We start from the raw sequence: 18,342 nt of genomic DNA on the forward strand, positions 1-18,342 counted from the left end.
CGAGCGATCGCGGCTCTGGAGTTAACCAGGTTCTACGTTGTTTGGCTGAGAGTCGAGATCGGCCAAAAACCGTTCGTTGCGGTTCAAATCGCGCCGCTACATCCGGCATTATCATGGCGACCAGCTGCCTCGGCCCGCAAAATTTCATGGTTGTGCCCGCGACGTGTCATGTGGGACGTTCAACCTACGCCTTTCCCCAGATCGGAGTTCCATATGCGCTTGTTGATAGCTGCAATGCTCCTTTGCGGTTTAGTCGGGCAGAGCGCGCGTGCCCAGGTGCCGGCATCGGGACAAAAGAACACCGCGAATCACCCCTCGTGGACGGATCTGCAAAAACCGTTCCGCATGCCAGCATCCGAGCGAGAAAACATTGCAAACAATCCCTCATGGACGGCTCCGCAGAAACCGTTTCGCATCTATGGCAACACATGGTATGTCGGGCCTCAAGGCCTCGGCGTCTTCCTTATCACCGCGCGTACTGGCGATATTCTGATTGACGGCGGTGTGCCGGGAGACGCTTCACTGATCGAAGCGAATATCCGAGATCTCGGCATCAATCTGCGCGACATCAAATGGATTCTCCTTTCGCATGAACATTCCGACCATGCCGGCGGCATGGCGCAACTCGCGCATGCCACGGGTGCGCAGGTGATCGCGGGTGCTGCGGGCGCCACGTTGCTGGAAAGCGGCGGTCACGACGACCCGGAGTACGGCGGCAGATTTCCGTTTCCGCCAGTGCATGTGGCGCGCACTGTGACCGATGGCGAGAAGTTGCACTTGGGTGATCTGTTGCTGACCGCACACTCGACACCCGGACACACCAAAGGCAACACGTCGTGGACGTGGATGTCATGCGAGGGCAAACGCTGTCTACACATGGTTGATGTCGGCAGCCTGTCGACACCCGGGTTCAAATTGATCGGGAATCCGAAGTACCCGAATATCGTGAAGGACTTCGAGCACAGTTTCGGAGTGGTCGCGGCGTTGCCTTGCGACATCCCGCTCGCTCCGCATCCGGGCATGGTGAATTTTTGGGAACGTGTGACCAAGCGTAAACAAGGTGATGCGGATGCGCTGATAGATCCCACGGGATGCCGCGCTTACGCGACAGATGCACGCGAAAGTTTCGAGGCACAACTGACGAAGCAACGCGCGAATGCTGCTTCAGTAAAATAGTAGCGGCCGTCAGCTTAGGGTTGATAGTGACAGTTGCCACGACCGGCTTGATCGGGCACTTGGGGTTGCTAAGTGGTCGACACCGGTACAGTGGCCAGCGATTACCGGAACGAGCGGTCAATCAGACTGGAATACGCAGCTCGCCTGGAGTGCGCAAGGGTCGGAACTTGCCTTGCCCGAGCAGCCGGCTCTGACGCCAGATATAGTCGCCAGTCAGGTTGATATGCTCCCATCCCAACGGTGACAGATGCGGCAGCAACGTCTCGTCAACGACGTGGCCGCCATCGCGGAGTGCTTGAATCGCCCGTTCCAGGTACACGGTGTTCCACAGCACAATCGCGGCCACCACCAGATTGAGACCACTCGCCCGGTAGCGCTGGTTTTCAAAACTGCGATCGCGGATCTCGCCAAGCCGGTTGAGAAACACTGCACGGGCAAGCGCGTTCTTGGCCTCGCCCTTGTTCAAGCCGATCTGCACGCGGCGGCGCAGCTCGACGTGCTGGATCCAATCGAGCACGAACAGCGTACGCTCGATGCGACCGAGTTCACGCAGCGCGATAGCCAGGCCGTTCTGTCTGGTGTAACTCCCCAGCTTGCGCAGCATCAGCGATGCGGTGACGGTGCCCTGTTTGATTGAGGCCGCAAGGCGAAGGATGTCCTCCCAGTGTGCCCGGATGTGTTTCACATTGACGTTGCCACCGATCAGGGCAGCGAGTGTCGGGTACGACTTGGCATCGCCGTGGATGTATAGGCGTTTGTCAGCGAGGTCGCGGATGCGCGGTGCGAAGCGAAAACCGAGCAAGTGCATCAGGGCGAACACGTGATCCGTGAAGCCGGCCGTGTCGGTGTAGTGCTCCTCGATGCGCAGATCCGATTCGTGGTAGAGCAAACCGTCCAATACGTGGGTGGCATCCCGCACCGTCGCATTGATCACCTTGGTGTGGAACGGTGCGTACTGGTCCGAGATGTGGGTGTAAAACTGCACACCCGGTTCCTGACCATACTTCAGGTTCACCTGGGCAGCGGCGTGCCCATGGCCACCCGCCCTGAAGTTCTGGCCATCCGACGACGACGTGGTGCCGTCGCCCCAATATGATGCGAACGGCTGGTGAAACTGCGCATTCACCAGTTCGGCCAATGCCATCGCGTAGGTGTCGTCGCGGATGTGCCACGCCTGCAACCAGGTCAGTTTGGCGTAGGTGGTGCCGGGGCAGGATTCCGCCATCTTGGAGAGGCCCAGGTTGATCGCGTCAGACAGGATGGCGGTCAGAAGCAGATGACGATCTTCGGCGGCCGCACCGCTCTTCAGATGCTTGAAGTGCCGCGTGAATCCGGTCCAGTCGTCGACCTCCAGCAGCAGCTCGGTAATCTTCAGGTGTGGCAGGCGGCTATAAGCCTGCTGCATCAATGCTTCGGCTGCCTCCGGCACGGCATTGTCCAGCGGCGAGAGCTTCAGATGGCCCGTCGCGGTGATTGCGGCGTCGGGAAGCTCGTTGGCGGCGGCGAGCTGCTCCACCGTCGCCAACTCGCGCTCCAGTACGGCCAGGCGCGAGGCGAGGAATTGCTCACCGTCCGTCTCGATGGCCAGACCCAGCTCGCGCTGGTCGCGCTGTGCCGCGAAGCGGGGTGGCGGCAACAGGTAGTCCTCAAAATCCTTGAATTGACGGGAGCCCTGCACCCAGATGTCACCCGAGCGCAGCGCGTTCTTCAGTTCGGCCAGCACACACAACTCGTAGAACGGCCGGTTCATCCCTTCGTTCGTACAGACCAACGGCTCCCAACGCTTGCGCACAAACGAGGCGGGCACGTCGTCCGGTACCTTGCGTGCTTGACGGCGGTTCATGTCCTTGAGCAACTCGACCGCAGCGAGCAGGTCGCGCGCCACCGGTGCAGCGCGCAAGGTCAATGCTTCCAACAGCGCCGGTGTATAGCGCCGAAGTTGATGAAGACTGTCACCCACCAGAGCGAGGAAATCGAAGTCGGCCGGCCGCGCCAGTTGTTCGGCTTCGACAATGCTTTCGCGGAACACCTCCCACGGGATGATCGCCTCGATAGCAGCGAACGGATCACCGCCCGATTGTTTGGCATCGAGTAGGGCGCGGCCGATGCGCGAGTACAAGCGCACCTTGTCGTTGATCGCCTTGCCCGCCTCCTGGAAGCGATCGGCGTGATGCCGCTTGGCCCGGCTAAACAACGCGCCCATGAAGCGGTCGTGCAGGTCGATGATCTCGTCGATCAACGTGGCGCGGGTATCCAGGATCACGGCCACTAGCGTCGCGTAGCGACGACGGGGCTCCAGGTCGCGCAGATGCTGGGCGGTCATTTGGCCGCCCTCACGGGCGAGCTTTAACAGGCGGTTCTGATGGATGGCGTGCTCCAATCCGTCCGGTAGCCACAGCTCGCGTAGAACCTTCAACCGCGCTAGATGCGCCAGGATGTGTTTGGGTTTCGGTGGACCGGGCGGCTGTCGCAGTCAGATCAAACCACTGCCTTTACTGCCTTCGCGCATGGTCAGCAAACCATCCAGAGCGCGACGGTGCTGATCCGCCAAGGGCGACGTCAGCGCTTCATGCACGCGACGTGTGCCGCGTGTCAGGGCTTCACTACAGACCCGCTCAATGACATCGACCGTCGGTAAAATGACTCGTTGTTGCCGCAGCGAGTCGATCAGCGCCTCGACCAGCACCATGCCACGGTCGGTCTGCTGGGCGAGCTCGCTGAGCTGGTGGACCACGCGGCGATAGTCGGCCGCCGAGAACGGTCTCAGGTTGAGCCACGTCTGCAGTTCGGCCAGATGCTCGCGCCGAGTTTCCGGCCGCTGTGCATACTGCGGCCACACCGCCGGCTCGATGCGCAACTGTCGACCGACGTGCATCAGCAACGCCGCGGGCGGCTCGCCATCGGGCGGCAACGCGAAACCGGGATGGAGCAGGTAGCACAACTGCACCGCGAAGCCGAGTCGGTTGTGATGGCCACGGCGTTGCCGGATGGCCGCCAGATCGGCATCGCTGAAGGTGTAGTGCTGAATCAATGCATCATCGGAGCCCGGTAACGCCAGCACGCTGTCGCGCTCGGCGCCGGACAAGATCGAGCGACGGGGCATAGCGAAGCTCCTCTTGAAAACGCAGGTTTGTGATAACCCGGGCGGGGATCGCGCCCGGTACCGTGGCTCAAGGCCTTGCGATTCTCAAAAACAGTTCTTGAAACCCAATTCTCGCACGACTACCCTAGCCATGAGTTTCGATAAAGGAGAATGCCAGATGCGCCCGTCGATCGTGCTCGATCTCAAGCGAAGTGCCGTGCGCGAGGCGGCCAGCCGCTTTCGCACGGCGAACCCACGCATATTCGGTTCGGTGCTGCGCGGCACGGATCAGGAGGATAGCGATCTGGATTTGCTGGTCGACGCGCTGCCAGGCGCGACGCTGTTCGACTTGGGTGGTTTGCAGGTCGAGTTGGAATCCTTGCTCGGCATCCCCGTCGATCTCCTGACGCCCAGTGATCTGCCGGCCTCTTTCCGTGCCCAGGTGCTCGCGGAAGCGCAGCCGGTATGAGCGATCACCGCCTGGATGACTACCTGGATCACATGCGACAGGCAGCGACCGATGCGTGTCGGTTTGTGGACGGCTTGAACAAGGACGACTTCCTTGCCGATAAGCGCACCCAGCAGGCGGTGGTCATGAGCCTCATCATCATCGGTGAGGCCGCCACCAAAGTCATGGATGGCTACGCTGTGTTCACCCAGGACCATCCCGACGTACCATGGCGGAGCATGCGCGGGATGCGTAATCGCATCGCCCACGGCTACTTCGACATCAACCTCGATGTGGTGTGGGAGACGGTACAAACCGCGCTCCCCAACTTGTTGCAGTTACTGAGCACCGTGCGCAACAACGACGACGCTTCTCACCCATGAGTCGTCCCATGCCTGCTTTGCCCGTGCTGACCCTTCACGGCGGTTGGATCCGTGAATTCGTCGACGCGCCCGGCCCGTGCTTTGCACTGGGGTTGATTGAAGAGCACGGGCAGTCCTATGCGTGCCTGGCGTTGCGACCACCGGAGGAGATTCCACCCGGGGTCACCGAAACGGGCTTTAGCTTCGGTCACGCCGTCCTCGGCACGGCTTCGTATGAAGTCATCCAGTTCTCGTTCCACTTCTATGGATTCGCCACGTACCACGCGCTGGTCAATCCGAACAACCCGATCGTTCAGACCGTCTTGGCCAACATGACGGGAAGCGGCGACTACTTCTTCTTGGCTCTGGGTCCCGCCGGCGGCGTCACCACCTTCCGCTCCGACATCGAACGCGATCTCTTGATGGGATTAACCGATAACTACGACCGTCTCCAAGGCTCCACCACCACCGAAATACAATATCTATCTGCGTTGGCCCAGTTTGCTCGGGATCCCGAACCACCCGGCTTGGTGCTCAACTGGGTATGCAAGAGCGCCATCCGCTATCTGGACCTGACTCGCGATCGCGTCGCGCTGAAGCCGGCGTCATGACCCCGAGTGCGGCGCCATGCTGATCGGCTATGCCCGTGTTTCCACGCAGGACCAGAACCTGGATCTTCAGATCGAGGCGCTGCGCAAAGCTGGTTGCAAGAAAGTCTTCGAGGACAAGCTCAGCGGCAGCCGTGCCGATCGCCCGGGGCTGGCCAAGGCGCTGGAGATGCTGCGCGAGGGCGACACGCTGGTCATCTGGAAGCTCGATCGACTCGGCCGTAGCGTGAAGCACCTGGTCGATCTGGTTGGCGAGTTGCACGCACGCGAGGTCCAATTCCGAAGCCTCACGGACGCCATCGACACCAGCACGCCGTCGGGGCGGTTTTTCTTTCATGTTATGGCCAGCCTCGCCGAAATGGAGCGGGAACTGACCGTGGAGCGCACGCGCGCGGGTTTGGAGGTGGCGCGCCAATTGGGTCGCACGGGTGGCCGCAAACGACAGATGACCGAGAGCAAGATCCGGTCAGCGAGAAAGCTGCTGGCCGAAGGCATTCCGCCACGCGACGTGGCCAGGAACCTCGGAGTATCGGTGCCCACGCTGTATCGCTGGATTCCGGCATCGTCTCACTCCTAACGTACGATTTTTTCCGTTTCGTGAGCTGACCCCGTGACGGCCCTCTTACACTGCCGCGAGGGACTGCCTGTACACGGCAGGCACGGAGAACATGCGAATGGCTACTTCGCTGGACATTGCCCAACTGGCCGGAGTCTCGCAGTCCACGGTCTCGCGCGCGCTGCGCGGCGACCCGATGGTCAGCGCGAAGACCCGCGACCGGGTGCGCGACATCGCCCGCCAGCTCGACTACAAGGTTGATAAGAACGCCTCCAACCTGCGCCTGCAGCAGACCCACACGTTGGCGCTGCTGTTCTTCGAGGACCCGACCTGCGACGAGTCGAATATCAACCCGTTCTTCCTGTCGATGCAGGGCTCGATCGCGCGTGTGTGCTCCGAGCGCGGCTACGACCTGCTGGTCTCGTTCCAGCAGATGTCGCGCAATTGGCATGCCGAATACACCGGTAGCCACAAGGCGGACGGGCTGATCCTGCTGGGCTATGGCGATTTCATCACCTACCAGGGCAAGCTCGAGGCGCTGGTCCGATCGGGCACCCGCTTCGTGCGCTGGGGACCGATGTTGCCGGAGCCGTTCGGCCTGTCCATCGGCAGCGACAACCTGCAGGGCGGCCGCATGGTGACCGAGCACCTGGTCGCGCAGGGGCGCCGCCGCATCGCCTTCCTGGGCGCACCGGAGCATTCGCCGGAGGTGATGGAGCGCTATCGCGGCTACGAGGCGGCGCTGCGCACCGCCGGTATCGCCATCGACCCGGTGCTGCGCATCGACGCGGAGACCACCGAGCAGTCCGGTCACGATGCCGTGCTGTCGCTGCTCGAGCATGGCGTGGCCTTCGACGCCGCCTTCGGCGCCAGCGACCTGATCGCCATCGGTGCGATGGGCGCGCTGGCCGAGCGGGGGCTGCGCGTGCCCGGCGACGTGGCGGTGGTCGGCTTCGACGACATCGCCATGGCCCGCAGCGTCACCCCGTCGCTGACCACGGTGGTGCAGGACACGCGCCGCGCCGGCCGACTGCTGGTGGAGGCGCTGATCAACCTGATCGAAGGCAAGCCCGTGCACAGCGCTCGCCTGCCCACGCACCTGATCGTGCGGCATTCCAGCGCCGCGGCGGGATCCGCGGCGGCCTGAGCGGGCGGGCCTTCGCCTTTCCCCGATGCTGGCCGGCAGGTAGGGGCGAGCTTGCTCGCGATGCCTTTGCCCCCTGATTTTTCGGACGCTGGTCAACGACCAAGAGCATCGCGGGCAAGCGCGCTCCTTCACCGTCCTCCGGTGCCGCCAGGGGGGGGATGCTATGGCAACCGCACCACTACCAGCCCCTGCGGCGGAATCTCCACGCTGAACCGGCCGTCCTGCACCGCCATGTGTTCCGGTGGCGCCATGCGGCCGGCCTGCCGCAGCGTCTGGATCTGTTTCCGGCTGGGGTAGGCTGGCCGGCCCATCGCGTCGAACGTCGGGATGACGTCGCCGTGATCGCGGTCCAGCCGCCAGACCGCGGCCTGACGGGTACCGGCGAGATGGGCGACGTCCACCTCGAAACGACGGGTCTCGCCTTTGGGCTTGCCGGGCACGTAGGACGTCCCGGTGCTCACCGGCGGCGCGTAGTTCCACAGCGCCAGAACCAGGCTGCCATCGCCGCGCCGGGTGACCAGCACCGGGCCGTCGCCGGCCGGCAGGCGGGTATCGCCCAGCTCGTGCAGCATGGCGAAGGCGTTGAACGCCGGCTTCGGGATGCCGCGTTCGGCGACCAGGCCGAAGCCGCCGTAGAACGGCGTTTTCACCACGCCCTGTTCCTCGAACACATCGGAAAACGCCCAGAAGCTCATCAGGTCCACATTGCCGTCGCAGTCACGGATTGTCCTGGCCAGATAGGGACCCATGTAGGACGTATCGGTAATGGCGGGGCGGTTGAAGGCCGAGGCGTTGAATTCGCTGAGGATGAACGGCAGGTGCGGATACGGCGACTCGGCGATCTGCCGGTGCACCTTCGCCACGTCGGGACAGACGTTGCCATAGGCGTGCGTGCTGACGAAGTCCACCGGCACGCGCTGCTCGTGCACGTGCCGCAGGAAATCCGGTATCCAGGCCACGGCGGACGTCGAAGGGCCGCCTACCCGCAGCCGTGGGCTGATCGATTTCAGGTCGCGCGCGGTGTGGTCGTAGAGCTTGAAGTAGGTGGCCTGCGCCGGCGTGCCGTTCCAGAACGCGATGTCCGGTTCGTTCCAGACCTCGAAGTACCAGCTCGACACCTCGTCGATGCCGTAGCGTTCGACCAGGTGCCGCGCGAACGACTTGATCAGGTCGTCCCACAGCGCGTAGCTCTTCGGCGGCGAGGCGCGCAGCTTGTAGAAGAACGGCTTGGCGGCGTCGGGATGGCTGTCCAGGTCCGGCGGCATGAAGCTCAGCTCGATGTAGGGCTTGACGCCCAGCTCGAGCAGGCCGTCGTAGATCTGGTCGACGTAGGAGAAGTTGTAGACCGGCCGGCCCTGCTTGTCCAAGGTGAACACGCCGACGTCCTCGTCGAGGATGCCGTGGGCGCGCACGTAGGAGAAGCCGGTGGCCTGTTTCACCATGCGCATGTCGCGCCTATAGCTGGCGCGCAGGGCCAGCGCCGCCCGGCCGGAGCCGAACATCTGTTCCCAGAAGTGCGGGAAGGCGTTGCCCTTGGCCTGCGCATCCACGTTCACGTGGATTGTCGTCGGGCCATCCGGCGCGGTGGATGCGGCCGATGCGGCGATGGTGGCAAGCAGGGCGAGCATGCCCAGAGCCAGCAGGCTCATGAGGCGGTTGCGGAACGCGTGTGTCATGAAACGTCCTCTGCGAATCTGATCGGTCGGCCATGTGTTCACGTGGCCGGCATCCGGACTGGAGCCGGACTGGAGCCTGTCTGTGGTTGCCGCCGAACCGGGGTCTTTCGTATTTTCCCGTCTGTCATGCTTGCGGTCGCTTCACCTGTTGGAGCGGCTTTAGCCACGATGTTTTGGCTTTCTGGATGCCATGGTGAAAGCATCGCCCGCGAGGCTCCTAACTTTGCGAAGTTGGCTGGACAACATCGCTCAGAACGAGAGCCCGACGCCCGCGTAGAGGGTGCGGCCGAAGTACTGGATCGTGCTGGTCTGGGTGGCGTTGCCGAAGTAGGTGCGGGTCGGCTGGTCGGTCAGGTTGAGCACCTGGAACAGCGCGCTCACGTGGTCGTTGAAGTGGTAGGCCGCCTGGTAGTCGAACACTTTCTCGGCGGCGAAATAGACGGTCTGGTAGGTGAAGGACACCTGCGCTGCGGACACGAACGGCGAGCGGTAATTCGCCGCCAGTCGCGTGGAAAACTTGTCGTGGTCGAAGAACAGCGCGGCGCTGGCCACGCTCTTCGACAGTCCCGGCAGGTTCTGCTTCTGCGGGAAGCCGCCCAGGTCGGACTCCACCTTGGTGCCGCTCTGGGTATAGGCGTAGTTGATGGCCACGCCCAGTCCCGACCAGACCCCGGGCAGGAAGTGCGTCTTCATGAATTGCAGCTCGGCGCCGCGCACGTAGCCACCCTTGGTGTTGTTGTAGGCGGTCTGGTATTCGCCGTTCAGATAGGGCTTGCCTGTCTGTGGATTGGTGGGCACGGTGTAGCCGTGGGCGGCGAAGTCGTAGTTGTAGTCGGTGATCGTCTGCACGAACGAGTCGATGTGCTTGTAGAACACGTCGGCCACGAAGGCGCCGCTGGAATCCGGGAAGTAGTGTTCGAAGGTCAGGTCGTATTGTGTTGCGTACATCGGGTCGAGCAGTGGATTGGTGCCGCTGCTGAGGTTGTAGGTGCCGTTGAGGATGAACGAGGCGACGCCGGACTTGAGCAGGTCGATCGGTGGGCGCGACATCACTTTCGCGGCCGCGAAGCGGACCTGGTTGTCGTCATCCAAGTGCAGGTTGAGGTTCAGCGACGGCAGGTAGTCGGTGTAAGTCTGCCCCGGATTGACGCGGATGTAGTCGGTGCTGATCACGCCGCGCCCGTCGGCGATCGGCTCGCCCGCGCCATTGCCGACCTGCTGCAGGCCGGGGCTGTACTGCGAGGTGTGCACCACGCGCAGGCCGACGTTGCCGGTCAGCTCACGGTCGAACACGGTGGTGTCGATATCGCCTTGCAGGAAAGCGTCCCTCACCTTGACGTTGACGCCGCCACTCTGAGTCTCGGTCCAGTTCTGCGACCAATCCTTCTGCGGATTGGGCACGATGCCGTTCGCAGCCAGGATCGCGTTGGCGTCCAGCGCGAGGAAGCAGGGGAACTTGCCGAATTGGCTGCCCTTCCAGCAGGTCTTCACCGCGGTGGAGCCGTCCAGCGCCAGCGGCGGCTGGTTCGGCGTCGACAGCCAGTACTGGCCCCAGGCGGAGCCGTACAGCCAGACCTTGCGGTCGGCGCTGTAGTCATGGTTGTTGAGGTAGATACCGCCCTCGATGGCGTAGAACACCGGGTTGTCGGCCAGCTCGTACTTCACCGTGGTGCGGAAGGCCTTCATCCGGTCGTGGTAGATGGTCGGGTAGACGCCGTAGCTGGATAGCGCCATGCGACCGAGGTCGGTATACATGCCCGGGTTGGCCACCGAGAAGTCGCCCACGCCGAGACCGTGCAGGGCGAACGACATCGACTGGTCCGCGATCAGCGGCAGCCCCGAGCCCAGGCCGTCGTACGGGTCGGCCGTCACGTCGGAGCCCACCGTGCGGCTGGCGGCATGCGAGGCCGAGAAGTCCGCCGTCACAGTCCACGGGCCGTCGTGCCACTTGGCGTTGAGGCCGCCTGAGAACACGTTGGCATCGTTGGACTGGTCGTTGGCGGTGGTCGCGACAGAGAACGCCTGCAGGCCAGGGATGCCGAAGAAGCCGCCGGGAATGCTGCTCGCGGTGCCGCCGATCAGCGCACCGCCGGGCGACACCACCGGGTCGGTGATGACCGCGCCGCCGTTGGTGAACAACTGCGCGCGCAGGCCATGCTGAAAGGAGCCGGCGTGGAACTTCGAGTAGAACCCCGTGCCGGTCAGCGTGAAATGTTCGTCGGGCTGCCAGACGACGGTGCCCATGTAGCCGTGGCGGCGCTCCGACCCGCCGTCCTGGTTGATCTGCACGCCGGTGTTGACGTAGACCGGCCGGCCACCCAGGGTCGCTGGCGTGTTCGAGTACGACTCGTTGACGTACTGCTCGGCCACATGCGGCTGGGAAAGCTCCGCAAAGCCCAGGCCGACGCCCAAGGTGTCGTGGAGGAATTTGCCCTGGTAGGCCGCGCTGAGGCGGAAGGCGCGCGGGTTGGCGCCGTACACCTGGTTGGCCCGCGAGTTGTAGCTGCCGCGGGCGTCCACGTTGAAGCTCTGGTCCTTGGGGTTCTCCAGCGGGTTGGCCGTCTCCATCGCGATGGTGCCGCCTACGCCGCCCTCGATGAGGTCGGCCTGCGAGGACTTGTAGACCGAGACCTGATGGATCAGCTCGGACGGGTAGTCGTCGAACTGGATGTAATTGCTGCCGCTCGTGGACGGCTGCACGCGGCCGTCTAGCGTGGTCTGGATGAAGTTGCCGGTGAGTCCGCGAATGTTGATCTGCGAGGCTTCGCCGCCGATGCGCTGCGCGGCGACGCCTGGCAGCCGGGTCAGGGCGTCGGCAATGGACTGGTCCGGCAGGCCGCCGATGTCGGCCGCGGTGACCACGTTTTCGATCTTGTCCGAGTAGCGCTGGTAGTCGATCGACGATTCGAGGCTGCGGCTGAACCCGGTCACGGTGATCGTGCCGAGGGTCTGGACCAGCTTGTCCTTGTCGCTCTTTTGTTTTGGCTTGGCGTCGCCTGCCGCTTTCTTCCCGGCGGTTGCCTCGCCGTTCCGCGTGCCCTGAGGTGACGCGGCGGCATGGTCGGAGGCGGGCGGTTGCAGATCCTGCCCGGGGCCGGAGGCGTGGGCTTCGCAAAACAGGCCGATGCCTGCCGAGGCCATCGCCAGTGCGAGCAGATTCCGCTTGAAACTCATGATCCCGTCCTCCCCGAGTGGCCATTCGTCAGGCCATTGTTTTTTTGGAATGACACGCCTTTTCAGGGAAGGCATGCCATGACTGTTTCCTGGCAGGGATACTAGGCAGGCGTTTTGGACACGGACAACTTCCGCATACGTATGCGATCAACGAATACGTATGTGAAAACCGTTCGGGATGACGGCCCTGGTTCCATCGGCGGGCAAGCCGCGGGAAATCCCTGCCATGGCCGCGGCGGTGCCGTCGGCGGGCGGTTTCGCATTGCAATAGATTCCGCGCTACTTGACGGTCAGTCATTTATGCGGCGTAGCCGCTTTTATTTGGTGCAGTGCAGCACCGCGACCGATCGTTCGGCATGCGTCTTTCATCGGCCCTTTTGCGAGCGGCATGCATGCGAACCGGATTTTCTTGGTGAATACGTTTGCGGTCTCTCCTATTGCGTATTCGGGCCGCGTAGGCTTGGGCGCATGGGTGCATTCCAATGCCTGGAACTCAAGCGGTTGTTGCGCCCGTCACCCCGGTGAAAACCGGGATCCGGCTTTATGACATGCAGCTAAAGGCGCTGGATTCCAGCTTTCGCTGGAATGACGGTTCTCAAGCTTGGGACATCGGGGTGTATTCCGACCTTTCTGATTTCCGCATGCGCCGCCCGGCGGCGCATGCCCCATGCCGGAGACGCGACATGAACGAAGCCCCCTGGTGGCGCGGCGCAGTCATCTACCAGATCTATCCGCGCAGCTTCCAGGACAGCAACGGCGACGGCATCGGCGACCTGCCGGGCATCACTGCGCGCCTGGACTACGTCGTCAGCCTCGGCGTCGATGCCATCTGGATCTCGCCGTTCTTCAAGTCGCCGATGGCCGACTTCGGCTACGACATCGTCGACTTCCGCGACGTCGACCCGGTGTTCGGCACGCTGGCCGATTTCGATGCGCTGTTGCGGAAGGCGCATGCGCTGGGCCTGAAGGTGCTGATCGACCAAGTGCCCAGCCACACATCCATCGAGCACCCCTGGTTCCAGGAAAGCCGCCAGGGCCGCGACAACCCCAGGGCCGACTGGTACGTGTGGGCCGACCCGCGCGAGGACGGCACGCCGCCCAACAACTGGCTGTCCATCTTCGGCGGCCCGGCCTGGCAATGGGAGCCGCGCCGCGGACAGTACTACCTGCACAACTTCCTTGCGGCGCAGCCCGACCTCAATTTCCACCATCCCGAGGTGCCTGATGCCGCGCTCGACCACCTGCGCTTCTGGCTCGACCGCGGCGTCGACGGCTTCCGCCTGGACTCGATCAACTTCTGCTTCCACGACCGCCTGCTGCGCGACAACCCGGCCCGGCCCGCCGACCAGCGCGTGGGTCGCGGCTTCTCGTCGGACAGCCCCTACGCCTACCAGTACCACCGCTTCAACAACACGCAGCCGGAAAACCTGGCTTTCTTGGCCGGGCTGCGCCGCTTGCTCGACTACTATCCGGGCGCCGTCGCGCTGGGCGAGGTGTCGTCCGACGATTCGCTGGCGACCATGGCCGAGTACACCGGCGACGGGCGCCTGCACATGAGCTACAGCTTCGAGCTGCTGACCGACGACGGCTCGGCGCGGCACGTCCGCGGCACCGTTGAGGCACTGGAGCGCCAGATGCCGCACGGCTGGCCCTGCTGGGCCATCTCCAACCACGACTCCGTGCGGGTGCGTTCGCGCTGGGCCGCACCCGACGCGCCCGAGCACGCCGCCAGCCTGTTCACTGCGATGGCTTGCGCCCTGCGCGGCTCGGTGTGCGTTTACCAGGGCGAGGAACTGGGCCTGCCCGAGGCCGAGGTTTCCTACCATGCGCTGCGCGATCCCTACGGCATCGCCTTCTGGCCAAAATCGAAGGGCCGCGACGGTTGCCGCACGCCGATGCCGTGGGGCGCCGCCGGGCACGGCGCCTTCACCACCGGCACGCCGTGGCTGCCGCTCGACGACCGCAACCGCGAGCTCAGCGTGGACGTCCAGGAAGTCCAGCCAGGTTCGCCGCTGCAGCGGTTCCGCCGCTTCATGCAATGGCGGCGGTCGCGGCCCGCGCTGAAGTGGGGCGAGATCCGCTTCCTCGATGCACCGGAACCGCTGCTGGCTTTCGTGCGCACGTTCCGCGGCGAGACCCTGCTGACCGTGTTCAACTTGGGCGCTACGGCCATGGCGCTGCCGCTGCCGGCCAGCGGCGTGCGCGTCCACGACGACCATGGCCTGCCGTGCGGACGCCTCGAAGGCGGACGGGTTCACCTACCCGGCTACAGTGCGTTCTTCGCCGACATCGACGCGCTACAGCCGGCTGACATACAGGTTGCCGAGGCCGTCGCCGGTGCCTGATGCCATGCTCTTTGCTCGTCATTCCGGCGCAGGCCGGAGGCGCTTTTCAACAGTCGCCACTGGATGCTCGCCTGCGCCGGGATGACGCCCCATCATCGTTTCGCATGAACCAGCAACACGCTATTGGCCAACCTACAGGCGACAAGCCCATGCACCGCGCATTGCGCTCCTTCCGATCGATCTTCGCCATCCTCCTCCCCGGCCTCGCCGCGCTGGGTTTCAGCGCGCGCTCGCGCAGCGCCGAGCCGGCGCCGCCCAGCGTTCCCGCGGGACAGATCGTGCACATGGCACGGGTTCCCTCGCAATACGTGGCGCCGCACGACGTTGACGTCTGGCTGCCGCCCGGCTATCCGAAGCAGGCGCCGTATGCGGTGCTGTACATGTTCGACGGGCAGAACCTGTTTGGCGACCATCCGGGCTCAAAGCTGCCGAGCTGGCAGGCGGCTTCGACCGCCGCGAAACTCATCGCCGCGGGCAAGACGCGGCCGTTCGTCATCGTCGGCATCGCAAACGCGCAATCCCTGCGGATGAGCGAGTACTTTCCACAGAAACCCTGGGAATCACTGACGCCCGCGCAGCGGCAGGCGCTATTCTCGCGGCAGTTGGGGGATTTCCAGATACTGCCGGTGGCGCCTTTTTCCGACGCGTTCCTGAAGTTCGTGACGCAGGAACTCAAGCCCGCCATCGATCGCCGTTTCAATGTCGATCCGAAGCCAGCGTCGACCTTTGTGATGGGCTCCAGCATGGGCGGCCTGATGGCCTGGTATGCGCTGTCCGAATACCCCGGCACCTTTGCCGGCGCCGCGTGCCTGTCCACGCACTGGCCCGGTCCCTACCTGTCGCTGGAAGCCGCCACCGACGACCCCGTGCCGGACGCCTTCGTGGATTACATCCGGCACGACTTCCCGTCGCCGGCCGGCCACCGGATCTACTTCGACCACGGCACCAGGACTCTGGATGCCTGGTACGACCCGATCCAGAAACGCGTCGATCGTTTGCTGCAGTCGAAAGGCTGGACGGGAAGCCACTACCAGAGCCGGGTCTTCCCCGGCGCCGAGCACAGCGAGAAATCCTGGGCCGCGCGGCTGGCCATCCCGTTGACGTTCCTGCTGGCGCCCCGATAAGAGCCTGCCCGAAATCCCACCCTCGCTCGTCTCCCCCAGGTAATTGGATGGACTCGGTCCTCGAGAGAGAAGCTTCGGTTGGTTACCCTCACCCGTTCGCGTTGAACGTAGCCCGCGCAGCGGGCGGAGTCGAGACGCCTCGCTGCCTGTCGGCGGATCTTCGACTTCGACCCTTCGGGCCCACGCTCAGGGCGAATGGTCTCCGGGATGCGCGGGCGTGCCCACGATGCGTACCTGCATGGGGTACAGCGTGGCGTCGGGCGAGGTCGGCGCGCCGTTGCCGAGCAGGTCGGCCCAGGCGTTGCCGGCGACCAGCCTCGGGTCGAGCCGCGGCTTCGTGTCGGTCTTGCCCAGGTTCACCAGCAGCAGCGTGCGCCGCGCGCCGTCCCCGCGCAGGATGCACAGCACCGCGCTGCCGTCGTCGCAGAGGATGCGCTGCGCGCCGTGGTCGATTTCCGGACGCGCATGGCGCAGCGCCAACAGCCTGCGGTACCAGTGGTAGAGCGAGTCCGGCCGGGCTTCCTCTTCCTGCAGCGAGACGCCGTCGTGCGAGCGGTTGAAGCGGTCTTTCCAGAACCACTGGTCGCCGCGATACCAGATGGCTGAGCCGGGCGCGTCGAGGTCGGCTTGCCAGCGGAAGGCTTCGCGCGAGGGGATGCCGACGGCGTCGGTGAGCGGGATGCCGCTGGAGGCGCCGACGTTCTTCGGCTGCGCGCCGCGCATGCCCAGTTCCTGGCCGTAGTAGATCAGCGGATCGCCCTTTAGCAGCAGCGCAATGGCGGCGCCTGCGCGTGCCTTGGCAGCGTCGCCGTGGATCAGCGACATGAAGCGGTCCACGTCGTGGTTCTCCAGAAACACCACCTGCGTCTTGCCCGGCGGCGTAGCCGCGTCGGTGGCGCGGATCGCCTTGACGATGGCGGCCTTGTCGAACGACAGCAGCGCGCCGCGCAGCGGGAAGGCGAACACCATGTCCACGTGGCCGTCGATCAACCACTTGGTGCCGTAACCCCAGTCGGCCTGCTCGGCGAGGATGCGCAGCGCGGGCCGCCGCGCCTTCAGCGCGTGGAAGATCGGCGTCCAGAAATCCGCGAACAGGTGCGTGTCCAGCCCCTTGTGGTCGAGGTCGTCCATCATGTGGTCGATGCGGTAGCCGTCCACGCCGTCGCGGCCGCTGCCGTCGCCGTGCGGGTCGGCCCAGTACAGCAGCAGGTCGCGGAAGTAGGCTTTCACGGCGGGGTCATGCAGGTTGACCATGGCGATGCCGATGTCGCGGCCGTCGTAGCCGCGCCAGGTCGCGCGGTCGAGGAAGGGTTCGGCCACGCAGTGCCGCGCGTCTTTCCACAGCAGGTAGCCGGCGTACTTCGCGTGTGGCTTGCAGATCGAGTCGCGCCACCATGGATGCCCCTCGGCGACGTACTGGAATTCCTCGTCGAGGTAGACCTTCAGCCCCTTCGCGTGGGCGGCGCGGATGAAGGCGAAGTAGTCGTCCAGCGTGCCGTAGCCCGGATCGATGGCCTTGAACGCGGTGGCGAAGTAGTTGTGGTAGTACGGCGAGGGCTGCAGCGGCGTGAGCAGGATCGTGGTGACGCCGAGTCGCCGGATATAGCCGAGCTTCGAGGTCAGTCCCTTGAGGTCGCCGATGCGGTCGCCGTTGGAGTCGCGGAAGCTGCGGAAGAAGATCTGGTAGAACACCTGGCCGCCGTCGGCGGCCGGTGCGGCCGGAGTCGCCGGTGCAGCGGCGGCGAGCGGCGTGACCAGGGCGAGCAGGGTGCCGGCGAGCCAGCCGAGCAGCGGGCGGGCGAGGGTCATGCGGAGTCCTTCTGGGCGTTCAGTACGTGGCCGAAGAAGCGCAGCGTGTGTTCCAGCGTGGTCGACCAGTAGGCCCAGTCGTGGTCGCCAGGCGTTTCGGCGTAATGGTGGGCGATGCCGGCGCGTTGCAGGTCACGGTGCAGCGCGCGGTTGGATTCCAGGTACGGGTCGTCCAGGCCGCAGTCGATGCGCAGCGGCGGCAGCTGGCCGGGTGCGCCGGTGAGTGCCGCGAGCACGCTGCGGTCGGCGTGGGCGCTGCTCCAGTCGCGGCGGCTTTCCTCGATCAGCGCATCGAACTGCCACGCCTCGGTGACCGTCGACAGCGCTGCGGCCGCGGTGATGCGCTGCGGATACTTGCCGGCCAGCCGCAATGCGCCGAAGCCGCCCATGCTGAGGCCGGCCACCAGCAGCGGCGACGCGCTCGTGCAGCCCTGGACCACCTCGCGCGCCAGCGCGGGGATCTCGTCGATGATCCAGCGTTCGGCATCGTGGTCGGTGTGCGCCACGTAGCCGGAGCCGTCACCCCACAGGCCGTCGGAGGGCATCAGCAGGGCCACCGGCGGCAGTGCACCCTCGTCGATCAGCCGCGCCGTCGTGCGATGCGCCGCGCCTTTCATCGCCCAGGCCCAATGCGAACCGAAAACGCCGTGCAGCAACACCACGATCGGCAGGTTGGCAACACCGTGCGCCGCGGGCGGCACAAACAGGGTGACGTCGGCACGCCGCTGCAGCGCCGGGCTCTTCGCCGTGGCGAAAGCGAGCCCGTCGGCGCAGAGGGCGGGATCGGAACACTCGATGGTGCGGAAACCGTTATCGCTCATGGCCTCGCGCTGCC

The 18,342-nt window shown here is 64.6% G+C and carries 12 protein-coding genes and 1 pseudogene; 8 read left to right on the top strand and 5 right to left on the bottom strand.

Features of this window, described 5'->3' with window-relative positions:
- The first annotated feature begins 213 nt into the window (after positions 1-213).
- Entirely contained in the window at positions 214-1,176 is a 963-nt protein-coding gene (gene bla / locus ACO2Q2_RS05085) for a subclass B3 metallo-beta-lactamase (RefSeq protein ID WP_423254699.1), read from the top strand.
- 121 nt (positions 1,177-1,297) lie between these two features.
- Here bla and ACO2Q2_RS05090 read toward each other — a convergent pair.
- Positions 1,298-4,279: pseudogene (locus ACO2Q2_RS05090) on the bottom strand (Tn3 family transposase).
- 157 nt (positions 4,280-4,436) lie between these two features.
- Between ACO2Q2_RS05090 and ACO2Q2_RS05095 the strand changes: the two are divergent.
- The 5 genes from ACO2Q2_RS05095 to ACO2Q2_RS05115 all read left to right on the top strand — a co-directional run bounded on the left by ACO2Q2_RS05095 (position 4,437) and on the right by ACO2Q2_RS05115 (position 7,379).
- Positions 4,437-4,727: a nucleotidyltransferase family protein gene (locus ACO2Q2_RS05095; protein WP_423254874.1), complete on the top strand. Its 291-nt coding sequence runs from the start codon at positions 4,437-4,439 to the stop codon at positions 4,725-4,727.
- Positions 4,724-5,089, top strand: a complete 366-nt coding sequence (locus ACO2Q2_RS05100; protein WP_423254700.1) for a DUF86 domain-containing protein — start codon at positions 4,724-4,726, stop codon at positions 5,087-5,089. The genes ACO2Q2_RS05095 and ACO2Q2_RS05100 overlap by 4 nt, the downstream gene beginning before the upstream one ends.
- A gap of 8 nt (positions 5,090-5,097) precedes the next feature.
- Positions 5,098-5,679 (top strand): hypothetical protein, encoded by a 582-nt coding sequence (locus ACO2Q2_RS05105; protein WP_423254701.1) that lies wholly within the window; start codon positions 5,098-5,100, stop codon positions 5,677-5,679.
- 16 nt (positions 5,680-5,695) lie between these two features.
- Positions 5,696-6,253, top strand: a complete 558-nt coding sequence (locus ACO2Q2_RS05110; RefSeq protein ID WP_423254702.1) for a recombinase family protein — start codon at positions 5,696-5,698, stop codon at positions 6,251-6,253.
- Between the two features lie 97 nt (positions 6,254-6,350).
- A complete protein-coding gene (locus tag ACO2Q2_RS05115; protein ID WP_423254703.1) occupies positions 6,351-7,379 on the top strand; it encodes a LacI family DNA-binding transcriptional regulator in 1,029 nt (342 codons plus the stop codon).
- Between the two features lie 161 nt (positions 7,380-7,540).
- Here ACO2Q2_RS05115 and ACO2Q2_RS05120 read toward each other — a convergent pair whose 3' ends face one another.
- Positions 7,541-9,055, bottom strand: a complete 1,515-nt coding sequence (locus tag ACO2Q2_RS05120; RefSeq protein ID WP_423254704.1) for a GH39 family glycosyl hydrolase — start codon at positions 9,053-9,055, stop codon at positions 7,541-7,543.
- 249 nt (positions 9,056-9,304) lie between these two features.
- Positions 9,305-12,229, bottom strand: coding sequence for a TonB-dependent receptor (locus tag ACO2Q2_RS05125; RefSeq protein WP_423254705.1), 2,925 nt, complete (start codon positions 12,227-12,229; stop codon positions 9,305-9,307).
- Between the two features lie 683 nt (positions 12,230-12,912).
- Here ACO2Q2_RS05125 and ACO2Q2_RS05130 point away from each other — a divergent pair.
- Both ACO2Q2_RS05130 and ACO2Q2_RS05135 read left to right on the top strand, forming a co-directional pair.
- A complete protein-coding gene (locus ACO2Q2_RS05130; protein ID WP_423254706.1) occupies positions 12,913-14,574 on the top strand; it encodes an alpha-glucosidase in 1,662 nt (553 codons plus the stop codon).
- A 104-nt stretch (positions 14,575-14,678) separates the two neighbouring features.
- Positions 14,679-15,698, top strand: coding sequence for an alpha/beta hydrolase (locus tag ACO2Q2_RS05135; RefSeq protein WP_423254707.1), 1,020 nt, complete (start codon positions 14,679-14,681; stop codon positions 15,696-15,698).
- 186 nt (positions 15,699-15,884) lie between these two features.
- Here ACO2Q2_RS05135 and ACO2Q2_RS05140 read toward each other — a convergent pair whose 3' ends face one another.
- Both ACO2Q2_RS05140 and ACO2Q2_RS05145 read right to left on the bottom strand, forming a co-directional pair.
- Complete coding sequence (locus ACO2Q2_RS05140) at positions 15,885-17,507, bottom strand: alpha-amylase family glycosyl hydrolase (protein ID WP_423254708.1); 1,623 nt, start codon at positions 17,505-17,507, stop codon at positions 15,885-15,887.
- A complete protein-coding gene (locus tag ACO2Q2_RS05145; protein WP_423254709.1) occupies positions 17,504-18,328 on the bottom strand; it encodes an alpha/beta hydrolase in 825 nt (274 codons plus the stop codon). Before ACO2Q2_RS05145 ends, ACO2Q2_RS05140 begins: the two co-directional genes overlap by 4 nt.
- Between the last annotated feature and the right edge of the window lie 14 nt (positions 18,329-18,342).

Source organism: Dyella sp. KRB-257 (genome assembly GCF_049445995.1).
In the GTDB taxonomy this organism is placed as follows: Bacteria; Pseudomonadota; Gammaproteobacteria; order Xanthomonadales; family Rhodanobacteraceae; genus Dyella_A.

What these genes read in the sequence shown, in the direction of transcription:
- ACO2Q2_RS05100 (WP_423254700.1), top strand. Translation starts at nt 4,724, where the DNA reads ATGAGCGATCACCGCCTGGATGACTACCTGGATCACATGCGACAGGCA.
- ACO2Q2_RS05115 (WP_423254703.1), top strand. Translation starts at nt 6,351, where the DNA reads ATGGCTACTTCGCTGGACATTGCCCAACTGGCCGGAGTCTCGCAGTCC.
- ACO2Q2_RS05095 (WP_423254874.1), top strand. Translation starts at nt 4,437, where the DNA reads ATGCGCCCGTCGATCGTGCTCGATCTCAAGCGAAGTGCCGTGCGCGAG.
- ACO2Q2_RS05135 (WP_423254707.1), top strand. Translation starts at nt 14,679, where the DNA reads ATGAACCAGCAACACGCTATTGGCCAACCTACAGGCGACAAGCCCATG.
- ACO2Q2_RS05140 (WP_423254708.1), bottom strand. Translation starts at nt 17,507, where the DNA reads ATGACCCTCGCCCGCCCGCTGCTCGGCTGGCTCGCCGGCACCCTGCTC.
- ACO2Q2_RS05125 (WP_423254705.1), bottom strand. Translation starts at nt 12,229, where the DNA reads ATGAGTTTCAAGCGGAATCTGCTCGCACTGGCGATGGCCTCGGCAGGC.
- ACO2Q2_RS05120 (WP_423254704.1), bottom strand. Translation starts at nt 9,055, where the DNA reads ATGACACACGCGTTCCGCAACCGCCTCATGAGCCTGCTGGCTCTGGGC.
- ACO2Q2_RS05105 (WP_423254701.1), top strand. Translation starts at nt 5,098, where the DNA reads ATGCCTGCTTTGCCCGTGCTGACCCTTCACGGCGGTTGGATCCGTGAA.
- bla (WP_423254699.1), top strand. Translation starts at nt 214, where the DNA reads ATGCGCTTGTTGATAGCTGCAATGCTCCTTTGCGGTTTAGTCGGGCAG.
- ACO2Q2_RS05130 (WP_423254706.1), top strand. Translation starts at nt 12,913, where the DNA reads ATGAACGAAGCCCCCTGGTGGCGCGGCGCAGTCATCTACCAGATCTAT.
- ACO2Q2_RS05110 (WP_423254702.1), top strand. Translation starts at nt 5,696, where the DNA reads ATGCTGATCGGCTATGCCCGTGTTTCCACGCAGGACCAGAACCTGGAT.
- ACO2Q2_RS05145 (WP_423254709.1), bottom strand. Translation starts at nt 18,328, where the DNA reads ATGAGCGATAACGGTTTCCGCACCATCGAGTGTTCCGATCCCGCCCTC.